14 protein-coding genes and 1 pseudogene are annotated in these 14345 nt (G+C 69.5%); 6 read left to right on the top strand and 9 right to left on the bottom strand.

Features of this window, described 5'->3' with window-relative positions:
• Positions 1-100: 100 nt before the first annotated feature.
• The 5 genes from AB0E98_RS10855 (at position 101) to trxA (ending at position 4976) form a co-directional block, all read left to right on the top strand.
• Positions 101-1783 (top strand): protein kinase family protein, encoded by a 1683-nt coding sequence (locus tag AB0E98_RS10855; protein ID WP_361701103.1) that lies wholly within the window; start codon positions 101-103, stop codon positions 1781-1783.
• Positions 1784-1820: 37 nt separating this feature from the next.
• On the top strand, positions 1821-2510 hold the full coding sequence (gene sigM / locus AB0E98_RS10850; RefSeq protein WP_361701101.1) for an RNA polymerase sigma factor SigM: 690 nt from the start codon (positions 1821-1823) through the stop codon (positions 2508-2510).
• Positions 2507-3508 (top strand): hypothetical protein, encoded by a 1002-nt coding sequence (locus AB0E98_RS10845; RefSeq protein WP_361701100.1) that lies wholly within the window; start codon positions 2507-2509, stop codon positions 3506-3508. Before sigM ends, AB0E98_RS10845 begins: the two co-directional genes overlap by 4 nt.
• A gap of 114 nt (positions 3509-3622) precedes the next feature.
• Entirely contained in the window at positions 3623-4597 is a 975-nt protein-coding gene (trxB, locus tag AB0E98_RS10840) for a thioredoxin-disulfide reductase (RefSeq protein WP_361701098.1), read from the top strand.
• A gap of 52 nt (positions 4598-4649) precedes the next feature.
• On the top strand, positions 4650-4976 hold the full coding sequence (gene trxA, locus AB0E98_RS10835; protein ID WP_361701095.1) for a thioredoxin: 327 nt from the start codon (positions 4650-4652) through the stop codon (positions 4974-4976).
• 91 nt (positions 4977-5067) lie between these two features.
• On the opposite strand, the gene AB0E98_RS10830 is transcribed toward trxA, so the two are convergent.
• The 9 genes and pseudogenes from AB0E98_RS10830 to rpmH all read right to left on the bottom strand — a co-directional run bounded on the left by AB0E98_RS10830 (position 5068) and on the right by rpmH (position 11883).
• Complete coding sequence (locus tag AB0E98_RS10830; RefSeq protein WP_126915039.1) at positions 5068-5685, bottom strand: GNAT family N-acetyltransferase; 618 nt, start codon at positions 5683-5685, stop codon at positions 5068-5070.
• Positions 5686-6029: 344 nt separating this feature from the next.
• Positions 6030-7187: a ParB/RepB/Spo0J family partition protein gene (locus AB0E98_RS10825; protein WP_361701091.1), complete on the bottom strand. Its 1158-nt coding sequence runs from the start codon at positions 7185-7187 to the stop codon at positions 6030-6032.
• Positions 7184-8236 (bottom strand): ParA family protein, encoded by a 1053-nt coding sequence (locus AB0E98_RS10820; protein WP_361701089.1) that lies wholly within the window; start codon positions 8234-8236, stop codon positions 7184-7186. Before AB0E98_RS10820 ends, AB0E98_RS10825 begins: the two co-directional genes overlap by 4 nt.
• 236 nt (positions 8237-8472) lie before the next feature.
• Entirely contained in the window at positions 8473-9186 is a 714-nt protein-coding gene (rsmG, locus tag AB0E98_RS10815; RefSeq protein ID WP_311614589.1) for a 16S rRNA (guanine(527)-N(7))-methyltransferase RsmG, read from the bottom strand.
• A 167-nt stretch (positions 9187-9353) separates the two neighbouring features.
• A complete protein-coding gene (locus AB0E98_RS10810; protein ID WP_361701086.1) occupies positions 9354-9863 on the bottom strand; it encodes a R3H domain-containing nucleic acid-binding protein in 510 nt (169 codons plus the stop codon).
• A 14-nt stretch (positions 9864-9877) separates the two neighbouring features.
• Positions 9878-10975 carry a membrane protein insertase YidC gene (yidC, locus tag AB0E98_RS10805; RefSeq protein WP_361701083.1) on the bottom strand — a complete coding sequence of 366 codons (1098 nt, stop codon included), beginning with the start codon at positions 10973-10975 and terminating at the stop codon, positions 9878-9880.
• A gap of 3 nt (positions 10976-10978) precedes the next feature.
• A complete protein-coding gene (gene yidD / locus AB0E98_RS10800) occupies positions 10979-11296 on the bottom strand; it encodes a membrane protein insertion efficiency factor YidD (RefSeq protein ID WP_311614594.1) in 318 nt (105 codons plus the stop codon).
• Positions 11297-11352: 56 nt separating this feature from the next.
• Positions 11353-11721, bottom strand: a pseudogene (rnpA, locus tag AB0E98_RS10795) (ribonuclease P protein component); the annotation flags it as partial.
• 24 nt (positions 11722-11745) lie between these two features.
• Positions 11746-11883 carry a 50S ribosomal protein L34 gene (rpmH, locus tag AB0E98_RS10790; RefSeq protein WP_010985740.1) on the bottom strand — a complete coding sequence of 46 codons (138 nt, stop codon included), beginning with the start codon at positions 11881-11883 and terminating at the stop codon, positions 11746-11748.
• Positions 11884-12303: 420 nt separating this feature from the next.
• Between rpmH and dnaA the strand changes: the two genes are divergently transcribed.
• Complete coding sequence (gene dnaA / locus AB0E98_RS10785; RefSeq protein ID WP_361701079.1) at positions 12304-14154, top strand: chromosomal replication initiator protein DnaA; 1851 nt, start codon at positions 12304-12306, stop codon at positions 14152-14154.
• Positions 14155-14345 lie beyond the last annotated feature (191 nt).

The following is a 14345-nucleotide window of genomic DNA, read 5'->3' as shown; positions in this document are numbered from 1 at the left end:
AACCATCGCCCGCCGCCGCGTGTCGTGCATAGCGCCGGACTGTGGGCACAATTGTCTTGGCTGTGGACAGCGTCCAACGGATGGGGAGGCAGGAGCGACGGTGGCGGAACGGAGCACGGCTGCCGTCGACGTGGCTGACAACAACGGCGACCAGCCGCTGACCGCCCAGGCGGACCAGGCCACGACCGACGGGGCGAAGACCGCGAAGAAGGTCGGCACCCACAAGGACACCCAGCGCGCGGAGAGCGAAAGCCCCGCGCGCGACGCGCAACCGCCCGAGCTGCACAGCGGCCATAAGCTCGCCAGAAGGTACCGCCTGGAGGAGTGCGTCACCCGTCTGGAGGGATTCAGCAGCTGGCGTGCAGTCGACGAGAAGCTGCGCCGCGCGGTGGGCGTCCACCTCCTGCCCGCCGACCATCCCCGCGCCCGTCCCGTCCTGGCCGCCGCCCGCTCCGCGGCACTCCTCGGCGACCCGCGCTTCGTCCAGGTCCTCGACGCCGTCGAGGAGAACGACCTGGTCTATGTGGTCCACGAGTGGCTGCCCGACGCGACCGAGCTGACGCCCGTCCTCGGCGCCGGTCCGCTCGAGCCCCACGAGGCGTACCAGCTCGTCAGCCAGGTATCCCAGGCCATGGCCGCCGCCCACCGCGAGGGCCTGGCCCATCTGCGCCTCAACCCCGGCTCCGTGCTGCGCACCGAGACGGGCCAGTACCGCATCCGCGGGCTCGCCGTCATGGCGGCGCTGCGGGGCATCACCTCCGAACACCCCCAGCGCACGGACACCGAGGCCATCGGCGCCCTGCTGTACGCGGCCCTCACCCAGCGCTGGCCCTATGAGTCCAACGCCCACGGCCTCTCCGGGCTGCCCAAGGGCGTCGGCCTGATCGCCCCCGACCAGGTCCGGGCCGGGGTCCACCGCGGCCTCTCCGAACTGGCCATGCGCGCGCTCGTCAACGACGGGGCCACCGCCTCCCGGCAGGAGCAGCCCTGCACCACCCCGGAGGAACTGGCCAAGGCCGTCGCGGCGATGCCGCGCATCCGGCCCCCGGAGCCGGTGTACCCCACGCCGGTGGCCTACTCCCGCCCGCACACGTCGACGCGCACCGGCGGCCCGGTCCAGCCCGTGCCCGTGCCTCCGCCGGCGCCGCTCGAGGGACGCACGGGCCGCGCCCTGAAGTGGACGGTCTCGGCCCTGCTCATCGCCGCGCTGGGCCTCGGCAGCTGGCAGCTCGCGGACACGCTGCTCAAGGACGGGGAGTCGGACACGCCGCGCTCCCAGTCCTCGGGGGACGACCTTCCCAAGAAGACGCCCCAGCCGATCCGCATCGTGGACGCCAGGGAGTACGCGCCGGACGGCGGTCTCCAGGCAGGCGACGTAAGGAACACCTACGACGGCAACGAGGGCTCCCTCTGGCGCTCCCGTTCCTTCAAGGACGGCCCGGCGCTCGCCCCCTTCAAGTCCGGCATCGGCATCGTCTACGACCTCGGGTCGAGCCAGAAGCTCAGCAGCGTCTCCGTCCAGCTGCGCTACGAGGGCGACCACACCAGCATGTCCTTCTACGCGGCCGACTCGCTGTCACCGTCGGGCCCGCTGAGCTCGATGAAGAAACTCTCGACGGCGAAGACCTCCGGGACGACGGCCCATGTCTCCTTCAAGGAGACCCCGGAGACCCGTTACGTCCTGCTGTGGATCACAGCCGTGCCCTACTCGGGATACGACAGCAAGACCTTCAGCAACGCCGGCTACAAGCAGGCCATCAACGAGGTGAAGTTCACCGGCTGACGGCGGGATCGAACCGCTCAAGGGGGAGGGCTCGACGGTGGACGACGTCACATGTGGCGGCGCGAGCGACGCCGAGCTGCTGGCCCTGCACATCGACGGCGACCCCGACGCCTTCGGCGAGATAGTGCGGCGCCACCGCGACCGGCTCTGGGCGGTGGCGCTCCGGACGCTCGGCGACAGGGAAGAAGCCGCGGACGCCGTACAGGACGCGCTGGTCTCCGCCTACCGGGCGGCTCACACCTTCCGTGGCCAGTCGGCCGTCACCACATGGCTCCACCGCATCACCGTGAACGCCTGTCTGGACCGGGCCCGCAAGGCCGCCTCACGGCGCACCGACCCGCTCGCGGAGACCGAGCGCCTGGAGCAGCTCCTCGAACCCCATGAGTCCGCCGCCGCGCCGGCCGAGCGCGGGGACCTCCACCGCGAGCTGATCCGGGCCCTGGCCAAACTCCCCCCGGACCAACGGGCCGCCCTGGTCCTCGTCGATATGCAGGGCTATCCGGTCGCCGAGGCGGCCAGGGTCCTGGACGTTCCCGTCGGCACGGTGAAGAGCAGATGCGCCCGGGGGCGGGCACGGCTGCTGCCGATGCTCACCCATCTGCGCCCGGATGGCAGGGGTAGCCCCACCCTCGACCGGGAAAGGAACCGGTCGCAGGGGACGTCCGTCCCACCACCGGCGGGGCACAGCGACACAGATCCAGTGAAGGGCGGAGGTGGGCGAGCGTGACTTCGAGGACCGGCACGGATGGGCACCCGGAGGTCGCGGAGATCTCCGCACTCACCGAAGGTGTGCTCTCTCCCGCACGGACGACGGACATCCGGGAGCATCTCGCGGACTGCGCGCTGTGCGAGGACGTACGGAGCTCCCTGGACGAGATCCGGGGGCTGCTCGGCACCCTGCCGGGCCCCACGCGCATGCCGGTGGATGTCGCCGAGCGCATCGACGCCGCGCTCGCGGCCGAGGCACTGCTGAGCGCCACCGCCCCCGAGATGGACGTCGTCGTCTCCCAGCACAGCGCTGTTTCACGTGAAACGGGGACCGGGGAGCCCACCACGGAGTCCCCGGCACTCGCCGACGCCGCTGTTTCACGTGAAACCGGCGTCGCACCCGATGCCGCACCTGTTCACGGCACCGCCAGGCTCGACACCGCCAAGCGCGATATCGCCGACCGCCCGGCGGGCCGCCCCCACGCCATGACCGGCCCCAAGCGACGCGACCCCGCGTCGGGCCCACGCACCCGACGTGCCCGGCGCTGGCCCAGGGCGCTGCTCGGCACCGCCTGTGCCGCCGCCGTCATTGGGGTGGGCAGCTTCCTCCTCCAGTCCGGTGGGGGTGATGACACCCATGCGAACGGTCTCCGGACGGACAGGGTCTCCCCGTCGGACCGGTCGACCGGGGATCTCACGGCACGGGTCCAGGCCCTTCTGAAGTCCGCGAAGGGCGCCGAGGTCCAGGGCATGACCCCGCGGACCGCTCCCGAGAAGACGCTGAGCGACTCGGGCGTCACCGCTCCCGCGTGTGTCAGGGAGGGCATCGGCCGGCCGGAGCAGGCGCTGGCCACCCACCAGGACACCTTCGATGGCGAGGACGCCTATCTGATCGTCCTGCCGCATCCCGGCGACACCACCCTTGTCGACGCGTATCTGGTCTCCGCCGCCTGTGGCTCGGCCACGTCCCCCGCCCCCGGGAAGGTATTGATCAACCAGACCCTGCCGCGTGGCTGAGCCGCCGCGCCCGCGCTGTCGTACCTGCCGGGAATGCTCGCCCCGTAGGATCCGTTGGGTGGGGTGAGACCCAGCAAGGTTCCAGACAGCTGTCGGCAGACAAGGAAGACACCCGTGAGCGACGTCCGTAACGTGATCATCATTGGCTCCGGGCCCGCGGGCTATACGGCCGCGCTCTACACCGCCCGCGCCTCTCTGAAGCCGCTGGTCTTCGAGGGCGCGGTGACCGCCGGTGGTGCGCTGATGAACACCACCGACGTGGAGAACTTCCCCGGCTTCCGCGAGGGGATCATGGGCCCCGACCTGATGGACAACATGCGGGCCCAGGCCGAGCGCTTCGGCGCCGAGCTCATCCCGGACGACGTCGTGGCCGTCGACCTCAGCGACGAGATCAAGACCGTCACGGACTCCGCCGGTACCGTCCACCGTGCCAAGGCCGTGATCGTCACCACCGGCTCCCAGCACCGCAAGCTCGGTCTGCCGCGCGAGGACGAGCTCTCCGGCCGGGGTGTCTCCTGGTGCGCCACCTGTGACGGCTTCTTCTTCAAGGACCAGGACATCGCCGTGATCGGCGGCGGCGACACCGCGATGGAGGAGGCCACCTTCCTCTCGCGCTTCGCCAAGTCCGTCACCGTGGTCCACCGCCGTGGCGCCCTGCGCGCCAGCAAGGCGATGCAGGAGCGGGCCTTCGCCGACCCGAAGATCTCCTTCGTCTGGGACAGCGAGGTCGCCGAGATCCACGGCGACAACAAGCTCTCCGGCCTCACCCTGCGCAACGTCCAGACCGATGAGACCTCCGAGCTGCCGGTGACCGGTCTGTTCATCGCCATCGGTCACGACCCGCGCACCGAGCTGTTCAAGGGCCAGCTGGAGCTGGACGACGAGGGCTACCTCAAGGTCGCCGCCCCCTCCACCCGCACCAACGCCACCGGTGTCTTCGGCGCCGGCGACGTCGTCGACCACACCTACCGCCAGGCGATCACCGCCGCCGGTACGGGCTGCTCCGCCGCCCTCGACGCCGAGCGCTACCTGGCCGCACTCACCGACGGCGAGAACGTCCGCGAGCCCGAGCAGTCCGCCGCCGTCTGACCTTCACCTCTCTCTCCCCCCCCACGCACAGAAGATTCAAGGAGACATCTCAATGGCTCTCAAGGCCGTCACCGACGCTTCCTTCGACGAGGACGTCATCAACAGCGACAAGCCCGTCCTGGTGGACTTCTGGGCTGAGTGGTGCGGCCCTTGCCGCCAGATCGCCCCGGCCCTGGAGGCGATCGCCGCCGAGCACGGCGAGAAGATCGAGATCGTCAAGCTGAACATCGACGAGAACCCGACCACGGCCGCCAAGTACGGCGTGATGTCGATCCCGACGCTCAATGTCTACAAGGGTGGCGAGGTCGTCCAGACCATCGTCGGCGCCAAGCCGAAGGCCGCTCTGGAGCGCGAGCTCACGGACTTCATCCACGTGTAAGCGAAGTACAGAAGACAGCGCGCGGTTTCACGTGAAACCGCGCGCTGTTTTTTGCCTCGCCGCCTCGCCGCCTCGCCGCCCCGTCAGGCCTTCACAGCGGCCGTAGAGCGGGCTCCTTCTGGACGGCTCCGAGCAGCCGGTCCAGGGCCAGCTCGACGTCCTCCTTCCAGGAGAGCGCCGAACGAAGCTCCAGCCGCAGCCGGGGGTAGCGGGGATGCGGGCGTACGGTCTTGAAGCCGACCGCCAGTAGATGGTCGGCGGGCAGGACACACGCCGGCTCCTTCCACCGGGCGTCGCCGAAGGCCTCGATCGCCTTGAATCCCCTTCGGAGAACGTCCTTGGCGACGGTCTGCACCATGACCCGGCCCAACCCCTGCCCCTGGTAGGCGGGCATCAGCCATGCCGTCATCAGCTGAACGGCATCAGCGGCGACCGGGCTGGTGGGGAAAGCGGTCGAGCGGGGGACATATGCGGGGGGAGCGTAGAGGACAAAGCCCACCGGAATCTCGTCGACATAGACCACCCGGCCGCAGGATCCCCACTCCAGCAGCACGGCGGAGATCCAGGCTTCCTTCTCCAGCTCCGGGCGCCCGGCTCTCAGCGCGGCTTCACCACTGACGGGATCCAGCTCCCAGAAGACACAGGCGCGGCAGCGCTTGGGCAGGTCCGGGAGGTTGTCCAAAGTGAGCGGTACGAGCCGACGCCCCATGCAGTCAGTTCCTCACTTCCGTCGCGTGCCACGCTCCGGGCGGTGGCCAGGACGCTCCGCTCCCGGAGAAGACTGCCGACGAATCCGCCGACCGCCCCCAGGCTCAAGCCCGCTGCCATCAGTCCGGTCCGGCTCACCGTTCGCATGGCCCCGCCCCTCCGTGAACTGTGTCCAACGTGGATGTGCCACACCTCAACGCATCGTATCCGCACGTCGATTGAGTCGATAGCTCGACAGGGCAAAGGGCGGGTCGTGTTCCACGCAAAAGAGTTCCACGTGAAACACGGCCCGCCCTCAAAGTGAGCGCTGTGCGAAGCCAACGCGTCCGACGTCGTCCCGGGGGATTATGCGTCGGCGGTCTGCTCCTCGTCGGTGGAGAGCCGCTGCTCCAGCACCCGGCCCTCGCCGGGGGCGAGCGTGCCCAGAATCCGCTCAAGGTCCTCCATCGAGGCGAACTCGACGACGATCTTGCCCTTCTTCTGGCCGAGGTCGACCTTCACCCTGGTCTCGAAGCGGTCCGACAGCCGCGAGGCCAGATCGGTCAGCGCCGGGGCGACACGGGCGCCGGCCCGGGGGCCCTTGCCCTTCACCGGCTTCTTCGACCGCGACTTCAGCAGAGTCACGATCTCCTCCACCGAACGCACCGACAGCCCCTCGGCCACAATGCGATAGGCGAGCTTCTCCTGCTCCTCCGAATCGTCGACGGAGAGCAGGGCCCGGGCGTGCCCGGCGGAGAGCACACCGGCGGCGACCCGCTTCTGCACGGTCGGCGACAGCTTCAGCAGCCGCAGCGTATTGGAGACCTGGGGGCGCGAGCGCCCGATACGGTCCGCCAGCTCGTCATGCGTACAGCTGAAGTCCTTGAGCAGCTGGTCATAGGCCGCCGCCTCCTCCAGCGGGTTCAGCTGAGCCCGGTGGAGGTTCTCCAGAAGCGCGTCCAGCAGCAGCTTCTCGTCGTCGGTGGCCCGGACGATGGCGGGGATCCGCTCCAGCCCGGCCTCCCGGCACGCCCGCCAACGGCGCTCGCCCATGATGAGCTCATAGCGCTCCGGGCCCAGCTGCCGCACCACAACGGGCTGGAGAAGACCGACCTCACGGATGGAGGTCACCAGCTCGGCGAGGGCGTCCTCGTCGAACACCTCCCTGGGCTGCCGGGGGTTGGGCGTGATGGAGTCCAGCGAAAGCTCGGCGAAGTGGGCGCCGGCCACCTGGCCGCCTTCACCCTCGCCGCCCGGTCCGGCCTTGAAGGCGTCCTCGGTTTCACGTGAAACGGAGTCCGGTGAGCCGAAGTCGCGCAGGGAGTCCCGGGACGTGCCGATCTCCTCCAGAGGAAGGGTGGCCACCTTCGCCGCGGCGACCCCCCGCTCGGCCGTCAGCACCGGCACCGCGGTCGGGGACGTCGCGCCGGCCCCGACCGCCGGTCCGCTCTGCTCCCCTCCCTTCGGCGCCGCTGGGATCAGCGCACCGAGCCCCCGGCCCAGTCCTCTACGTCGCTCACTCACTGAAGCCCCTCCGACATGCTGTGCTGCTCTTGCTGTTGCTGACGGCCCACGGTATGTGCCCTGCTGCCGTCGTATCGCACCCCGATCCCCCGTAGCGCGATCTCCCGGGCGGCCTCCAGATACGACAGCGCGCCGCTGGAGCCCGGGTCATAGGTGAGAACGGTCTGCCCATAGCTGGGTGCCTCGGAGATACGCACCGAGCGGGGGATGCTGGTCCGCAGAACCTCATGCCCGAAGTGGGTGCGCACTTCCTCCGCCACCTGGGAGGCGAGCCGGGTCCGGCCGTCGTACATCGTCAGCAGGATCGTCGACACATGGAGCTTGGGGTTCAGATGCCCCCGGACCAACTCCACATTGCGCAGCAGCTGCCCCAGGCCCTCCAGCGCGTAGTACTCGCACTGAATGGGGATCAGCACCTCCGCGCCGGCGACCAGGGCGTTGACCGTCAGCAGGCCGAGCGACGGCGGGCAGTCGATGAGGATGTAGTCCAGCGGCTGCTCATAGGCCTTGATCGCCCGGTCCAGCCGACTCTCCCGGGCCACCAGGGAGACCAGCTCGATCTCGGCGCCCGCCAGGTCGATCGTGGCGGGGGCGCAGAAGAGGCCCTCCACATCCACGACCGGCTGGACCACTTCGGAGAGCTGCTTGTTGTCCACGAGGACGTCATAGATCGACGGGACCTCGGCATGGTGGTCGATGCCCAGCGCGGTCGAGGCGTTCCCCTGCGGGTCCAGGTCGATGACCAGTACCCGGTTGCCATGGAGCGCCAGCGAGGCCGCCAGATTCACGGTGGTCGTGGTCTTGCCGACCCCGCCCTTCTGGTTGGCCACCACCATCACTCGGGTCCGCTCCGGCCTCGGCATGGGAGGCGGCGGCGTTTCCCGTGAAACAAGCTCACCCATGGGCAGGGGGCCGGGAGCGGACATCGATTCGGAGTCGGAGGGGCGGGGGCCGGGGACCGGGTCGGTCATCGGCCCCGCGATATTGGCGTCGGACCGCAAGGATTCACTCTCCTCGACATCAGGCTCGCGATGAACAGAGCCTGCCATGCTTTCGGTGTCGTGAACCAGCGAGGCCCGTTCTCCTGTGGATGAATCCCATGGGCCTGTGGACGAAACCATGTCCTTGACCGCTCGGCGGTCACGCGGCGCGGCGGCCGCGCGACCGCGGCCGATGATTCCATGCAGCAGGGAGCGATGTTTCACGTGAAACACGATGCATGGCACACGCCGTCACAGCGCCACGACACTCCGCTACGGGTAGTTTTGCCAGCTTGTATGGAGCATCAGCGACGGCGCGGCCGGTTGGCCCGGGCCGCCTTCGCCCGCTTGGCAGCGAACCGCACCCCGCCGGGGCTCTCCCCGACCTCGACCCGCACCAGCGTCGACAGGGGGTCCACCACTCCCTCGCCGACCTGGAGCACCGAGGTCCTGACGACCCCCAGCTTGCCCAGCGCGGCACGGGCGGCCTTGAGCTCCTCCTCGGCCGTGTCGCCCTTGAGCGCCAGCATCTCGCCGTAAGGACGCAGCAGCGGCACGCCCCAGCCCGCGAGCCGCTCCAGCGGGGCCACGGCCCGCGCGGTGACCACATGCACGGGGTCGATCTTCCCGAGCATCTCCTCGGCGCGACCGCGGACCACCGTGACATGGTCCAGGCCCAGCAGCTCCACGACCTCCTGGAGGAAGGTGGTGCGGCGCAGCAGCGGCTCCAGCAGGGTGATCTGGAGGTCCGGCCGGACCAGGGCCAGGGGGATACCGGGCAGTCCGGCACCCGAGCCGACGTCGCACACGGAGACGCCGTCCGGCACGGCCTCGGCCAGCACCGCGCAGTTCAGCAGATGGCGCTCCCACAGCCGCGGGACCTCACGGGGACCGATCAGCCCGCGCTTGACGCCCGCGTCCGCGAGCAGCTCCGCGTAGCGGACGGCCTCCGGAAAGCGGTCACCGAAAACAGCCCGCGCCGCCGCGGGCGCCGGGGGGAGCTCCGCTGCCTCTTCCACGGGGAACCGTCCTTCCGTACAAACGTCAGTGAACGTTGATTGGCAAACGTTGATCTGTGGGTCTCCGGACACCGGCCATCCGGATGTCGGAGTCTGAATATCAGGCTGACAAGGATCGGCCCCGTCTGCGAGCAGACGGGGCCGTACACACCTGGACGTGGGACAGGTCAGGCGGGCAGAACGACCACGCGACGCTGGGGCTCCTCGCCCTCGGACTCGCTGCGCAGACCGGCCGCGGCGACGGCGTCGTGGATGACCTTGCGCTCGAAGGGGGTCATCGGGTCCAGCTTGACCGGCTGGCCGGTGCTCAGGGCCTCCTGGGCGGCCTTGGCGCCCAGCCCGGCCAGCTCCTCGCGCTTGCGCGCCCGGAAGCCGGCGATGTCGAGCATCAGCCGGCTGCGGTCACCGGTCTCCCGGTTCACCGCGAGCCGGGTGAGCTCCTGGAGGGCCTCCAGGACCTCGCCCTCCCGGCCGACCAGCTTCTGGAGATCACGGCTGGTGGAGTCGCTGATGATCGAAACCGAGGCGCGGTCGGCCTCGACGTCCATGTCGATGTCGCCGTCCAGGTCGGCGATGTCGAGCAGACCCTCGAGGTAGTCGGCCGCGATCTCGCCCTCCTGCTCAAGGCGGGACAGGGTGTCGGTGCCCTCGGCGGTCTGGCGCTCCGTGTCCGTCACGGGGGACTCCTTCGTCACTTCTTGGTCGGGTGCTTGGGGCGCTGCGGGCCGCCCTTGCGCTGTCCGGACTTGGCGCCGCGGGCGGTACCGCCGGCCTGCTTGGCCTTGGTCTCGCCGGACTCCTCGTCCTGCTTCTCCAGCGAAGTCTTACCGGAGGAGGAGGCGACGGCATGGCCCGGGCCGCCGGTCTGGCGCTTGGCCTTCGTCTGGCGCTTCGGCTGCTGGCGGGCGGCACGGGCGGCCTCGGCCACCTCACGCGCCTCGACCTCCGCCGGGTCCTCCTTCAGCTTGCCCTTGGCCCGCAGGCGCTCCTGGCGCTGCTGGAAGGCGAGGCTGCCGGGGGTGGGGTTGCGCCGGATGACGAACATCTGCTGACCCAGGGTCCACACGTTGGTGGTCAGCCAGTAGACGAGGACACCGACCGGGAAGTTGATACCGAAGACGGCGAACATGATCGGGAAGACGTACATCAGCATCTTCTGCTGCTGCATGAACGGCGTCTTCACCGTGAGGTCGACGTTCTTCGTCATCAGCTGGCGCTGCGTGTAGAACTGCGACAGCGACATCAGGACGATCATGATGACCGTGACGACCCGGACGTCGGTCAGGCTGGCGCCCAGGGACTCGACCTTGGACGCGGAGTCCATGAACTTCACCGACAGCGGGGCACCGAAGATGTGCGCCTGCCGGGCGCTCTCCAGGAGCGGCTTGTCGATGACGCCGACGACCTTGCCCTGCGCGATGTGGTTCAGGACCTGGTACAGCGAGATGAAGAAGGGCGACTGGGCCAGGATCGGGAGACAGCTCGAGAGCGGGTTGGTGCCCGTCTCCTTGTAGAGCTTCATCATCTCTTCGGACTGGCGCTGCTTGTCGCTCTTGTAGCGCTCCTGGATCGCCTTCATCTTCGGCTGGAGCGCCTGCATGTTCCGCGTGGCCTTGATCTGCTTCACAAAGAGCGGGATCAGGCAGATGCGGATCAGCACCACCAGCGAGACGATCGACAGACCCCACGCCCAGCCGCTGTCCTTGTTGAAGATCAAGCTGTAGAACGCGTGGAACTGGACGATGATCCAGGAGACAACGTAATAGAGGGGACCGAGGATCGTGTCCACGAATCAGGCTCCTTGGGCGTTGGACTGGGTCTCGGGCTGTGCGGTGGGCCCCATGGCGGGGTGCCCGCCCAGTCGGCTCCTCAGCCGCTGGTGCCAGACCGGACGCTTCCGGGGAGGGACGTGGTCGACGCCACCGAGCGACCACGGGTTACAGCGCAGGATGCGCCAGGCCGTCAGCACCGTTCCTTTGACCGCACCGTGCCTGTCGATCGCGGTGTAGCCGTAGTGCGAGCAAGACGGGTAGTACTTGCAGACCGGGCCCAGCAGGGGGCTGATGGTCCACTGGTAGAGCTTGATCAACAAGAGCAGCGGGTACTTCACTGTGCGCTCCCTCCCGGGTGACCGGGGCTCCGGGGGTCACCCCCCGGGGGATTGCTTCGCGGCGCCCCTCCCAGGAGCCGCTCCAGCGCGGCGTCGAGATCACGGGACAGCTGATCGTGACCCGCCTCGCCCGCGCCCGGCAGGGCTCGCACCACCACCAGGCTACCGGCGGGGAGCCGATCCAGCCGGTCCCGCATCAGATGACGCAATCGCCGCTTGACCAGATTGCGGACGACAGCGCCGCCCACGGCCTTGCTCACGACGAAACCCGCACGCGCCGAGGGGGCGACCCCCCCGGGCGCGTACGGGTCCGTGTTACCGCTGCGTAGGTGGACGACGAGGAGCGGGCGGCCTGCCCTGCGTCCTCGGCGAACCGCGGCCGCGAAGTCCTCGCGCCGCCTCAGCCGAGACTCGGAAGGCAGCACGTCAGAACCTCGACGTCAGGCTGGTCAGGCCGACAGGCTGGCGCGACCCTTGCCACGGCGGGACGCGAGGATCGCGCGGCCGGCACGGGTGCGCATGCGCAGACGGAAGCCGTGGGTCTTCGCGCGGCGACGGTTGTTCGGCTGGAAGGTGCGCTTGCTCACTCGGGGACTCCAGAAATGAATTGATGGCGGGACATCGCCTGGCTGTCACCGTGCGCCCACGAGGAGACTCGCAATACGCCCAAGTGCACCGCTTCATGAACACGGACCTGGGGCCCGTGATCTTTGCCCATCGGAGGCAGGCGGCAGCAGCCATCGACAACTCGACCTGGTCACGGTACGCGTGGTTACGCCATCCGGTCAAACCGGCAGCGTACCCAGCCTCCACCGTAGCCTCTCCAGCGCCGGGAAGACGACAGGCGGCACCTCATGGCACATTTGTACACACCCTGTGGACAACGACTTGAACCACGTGCCTCGCCCTGACTACCGTGGCTGAACTCTGAATCCTTCCCGCCTGTCCCGAGAACCACACATTCGTGGGACTCCGGGGCGCCCCCCGTGACTGAGAGAGCGTGCCCTGTGGCTGACCTGCCCGCCGATCTTGCCGCAGTGTGGCCGCGCGTGCTCGAACAGCTCCTCGGTGAGGGGCGTGGTCAGGGCGTGGAGAGCAAGGACGAGCACTGGATCAAGCGCTGCCAGCCGCTGGCGCTGGTGGCCGACACCGCCCTGCTGGCGGTGCCGAACGAGTTCGCCAAGGGCGTCCTCGAGGGCCGGCTCGCCCCGATCGTCAGCGAGACCCTGAGCCGTGAGTGCGGCCGCCCCATCCGGATCGCGATCACCGTCGACGAATCCGCCGGCGAGCCCCCGGCCCAGGCCCCCCAGCAGCCCGAGCGCCCCCGTCCGCACGCCCCGGCCCCGGGCCAGGGCCGTGACACGTTCGAGGGGTACGAGAGCCACGGCGGGAACCACGGCGCGAACCACGGGGGAAACCACGGCGGCTACGGCGCCCGTCCCGGCGACGACCTGCCGACCGTGCGGCCCGCCTACCCGGACTACCAGCAGCCCCGCAGCGAGCCCCCGGGCGCCTGGCCGCGCCACTCGGCCCCGTCCGGGCCCCCCGGCGGCGACCGGGGCGACCGGGGTGACTACGGATGGCAACAGCCCCGGCTCGGTTCGTACACCGAGAGTGACCGGGACCCCTACGCCTCGCAGTACGAGCAGCAGCCCGAGTACCGCTCCCCGGAGCGCCCCGAGCGCGCGCCGTACGAGCAGCAGCGCCGTGAGCCGCACGACACGGGAGCCGTCGGACGTCCCACCGACCGGCCGGCGCCGTCGGCGGGCCCGTCGCCCTCCGGATCCGGCTCGTCGTCCTCGGCGGGTACGGGAGCGGCCGAGCCGACGGCGCGGCTGAACCCGAAGTACCTCTTCGACACGTTCGTCATCGGCGCGTCCAACCGCTTCGCCCACGCGGCCGCGGTGGCGGTGGCCGAGGCGCCGGCCAAGGCGTACAACCCCCTGTTCATCTACGGGGAGTCGGGGCTCGGCAAGACCCACCTGCTGCACGCCATCGGGCACTACGCGCGCAGCCTCTACCCGGGCACGCGGGTGCGCTATGTGAGCTCCGAGGAGTTCACCAACGAGTTCATCAACTCCATCCGCGACGGCAAGGCGGACGCGTTCCGCAAGCGCTACCGCGACATGGACATCCTCCTGGTCGACGACATCCAGTTCCTCGCGAGCAAGGAGTCGACGCAGGAGGAGTTCTTCCACACGTTCAACACGCTCCACAACGCGAACAAGCAGATCGTGCTGTCCTCGGACCGGCCGCCCAAGCAGCTGGTGACCCTGGAGGACCGGCTGCGCAACCGCTTCGAGTGGGGCCTGATCACGGACGTCCAGCCGCCGGAGCTGGAGACGCGCATCGCGATCCTCCGGAAGAAGGCGGTCCAGGAGCAGCTGAACGCCCCGCCGGAGGTGCTGGAGTTCATCGCGTCCCGGATCTCACGGAACATCCGTGAGCTGGAGGGCGCGCTGATCCGGGTGACGGCCTTCGCCAGCCTGAACCGGCAGCCGGTGGACCTAGGCCTGGCCGAGATCGTCCTCAAGGATCTGATCCCGGGGGGCGAGGACGCCTCGCCGGAGATCACCGCGACGGCCATCATGGCGGCGACCGCCGACTACTTCGGGCACACCGTGGAGGACCTGTGCGGGGCCTCGCGCAGCCGGGTGCTGGTGACGGCCCGGCAGATCGCGATGTATCTGTGCCGGGAGCTCACGGACCTCTCGCTGCCGAAGATCGGCGCACAGTTCGGCGGCCGTGACCACACGACCGTGATGCACGCGGACCGCAAGATCCGCGCGTTGATGGCCGAGCGGCGCTCGATCTACAACCAGGTGACCGAGCTGACGAACCGCATCAAGAACGGCTGAGACGGCCCGCCGAGGGCTGTCCCAGGGCGCTCCGGGACGCTTCCCGGAGCGCCCTTTCGGCGTTTCAGGGGCCGCCCGGGGGACCGTCGGAGGCGTTCCGGGACCCGTCGGAGACGTCCCCGGAGCCTCGCGCATCGTCCCCGACGCCGTGCCCGCTGTCCCCAGCCTGTTCGAATCCTGCCCCTGACCTG

Origin of the sequence: Streptomyces sp. NPDC037389 (assembly GCF_040636475.1) — a bacterium.
Classification (GTDB): domain Bacteria; phylum Actinomycetota; class Actinomycetes; order Streptomycetales; family Streptomycetaceae; genus Streptomyces; species Streptomyces hesseae.
Note: the sequence above shows the minus strand (reverse complement) of the source record. Positions and strands in the feature narration are given on the sequence as shown.

Bases quoted from the DNA above. Each gene is read 5' to 3' on its own strand.
- AB0E98_RS10820 (WP_361701089.1), bottom strand. From the start codon at position 8,236: ATGGCAGGCTCTGTTCATCGCGAGCCTGATGTCGAGGAGAGTGAATCC.
- AB0E98_RS10830 (WP_126915039.1), bottom strand. From the start codon at position 5,685: ATGGGGCGTCGGCTCGTACCGCTCACTTTGGACAACCTCCCGGACCTG.
- trxA (WP_361701095.1), top strand. From the start codon at position 4,650: ATGGCTCTCAAGGCCGTCACCGACGCTTCCTTCGACGAGGACGTCATC.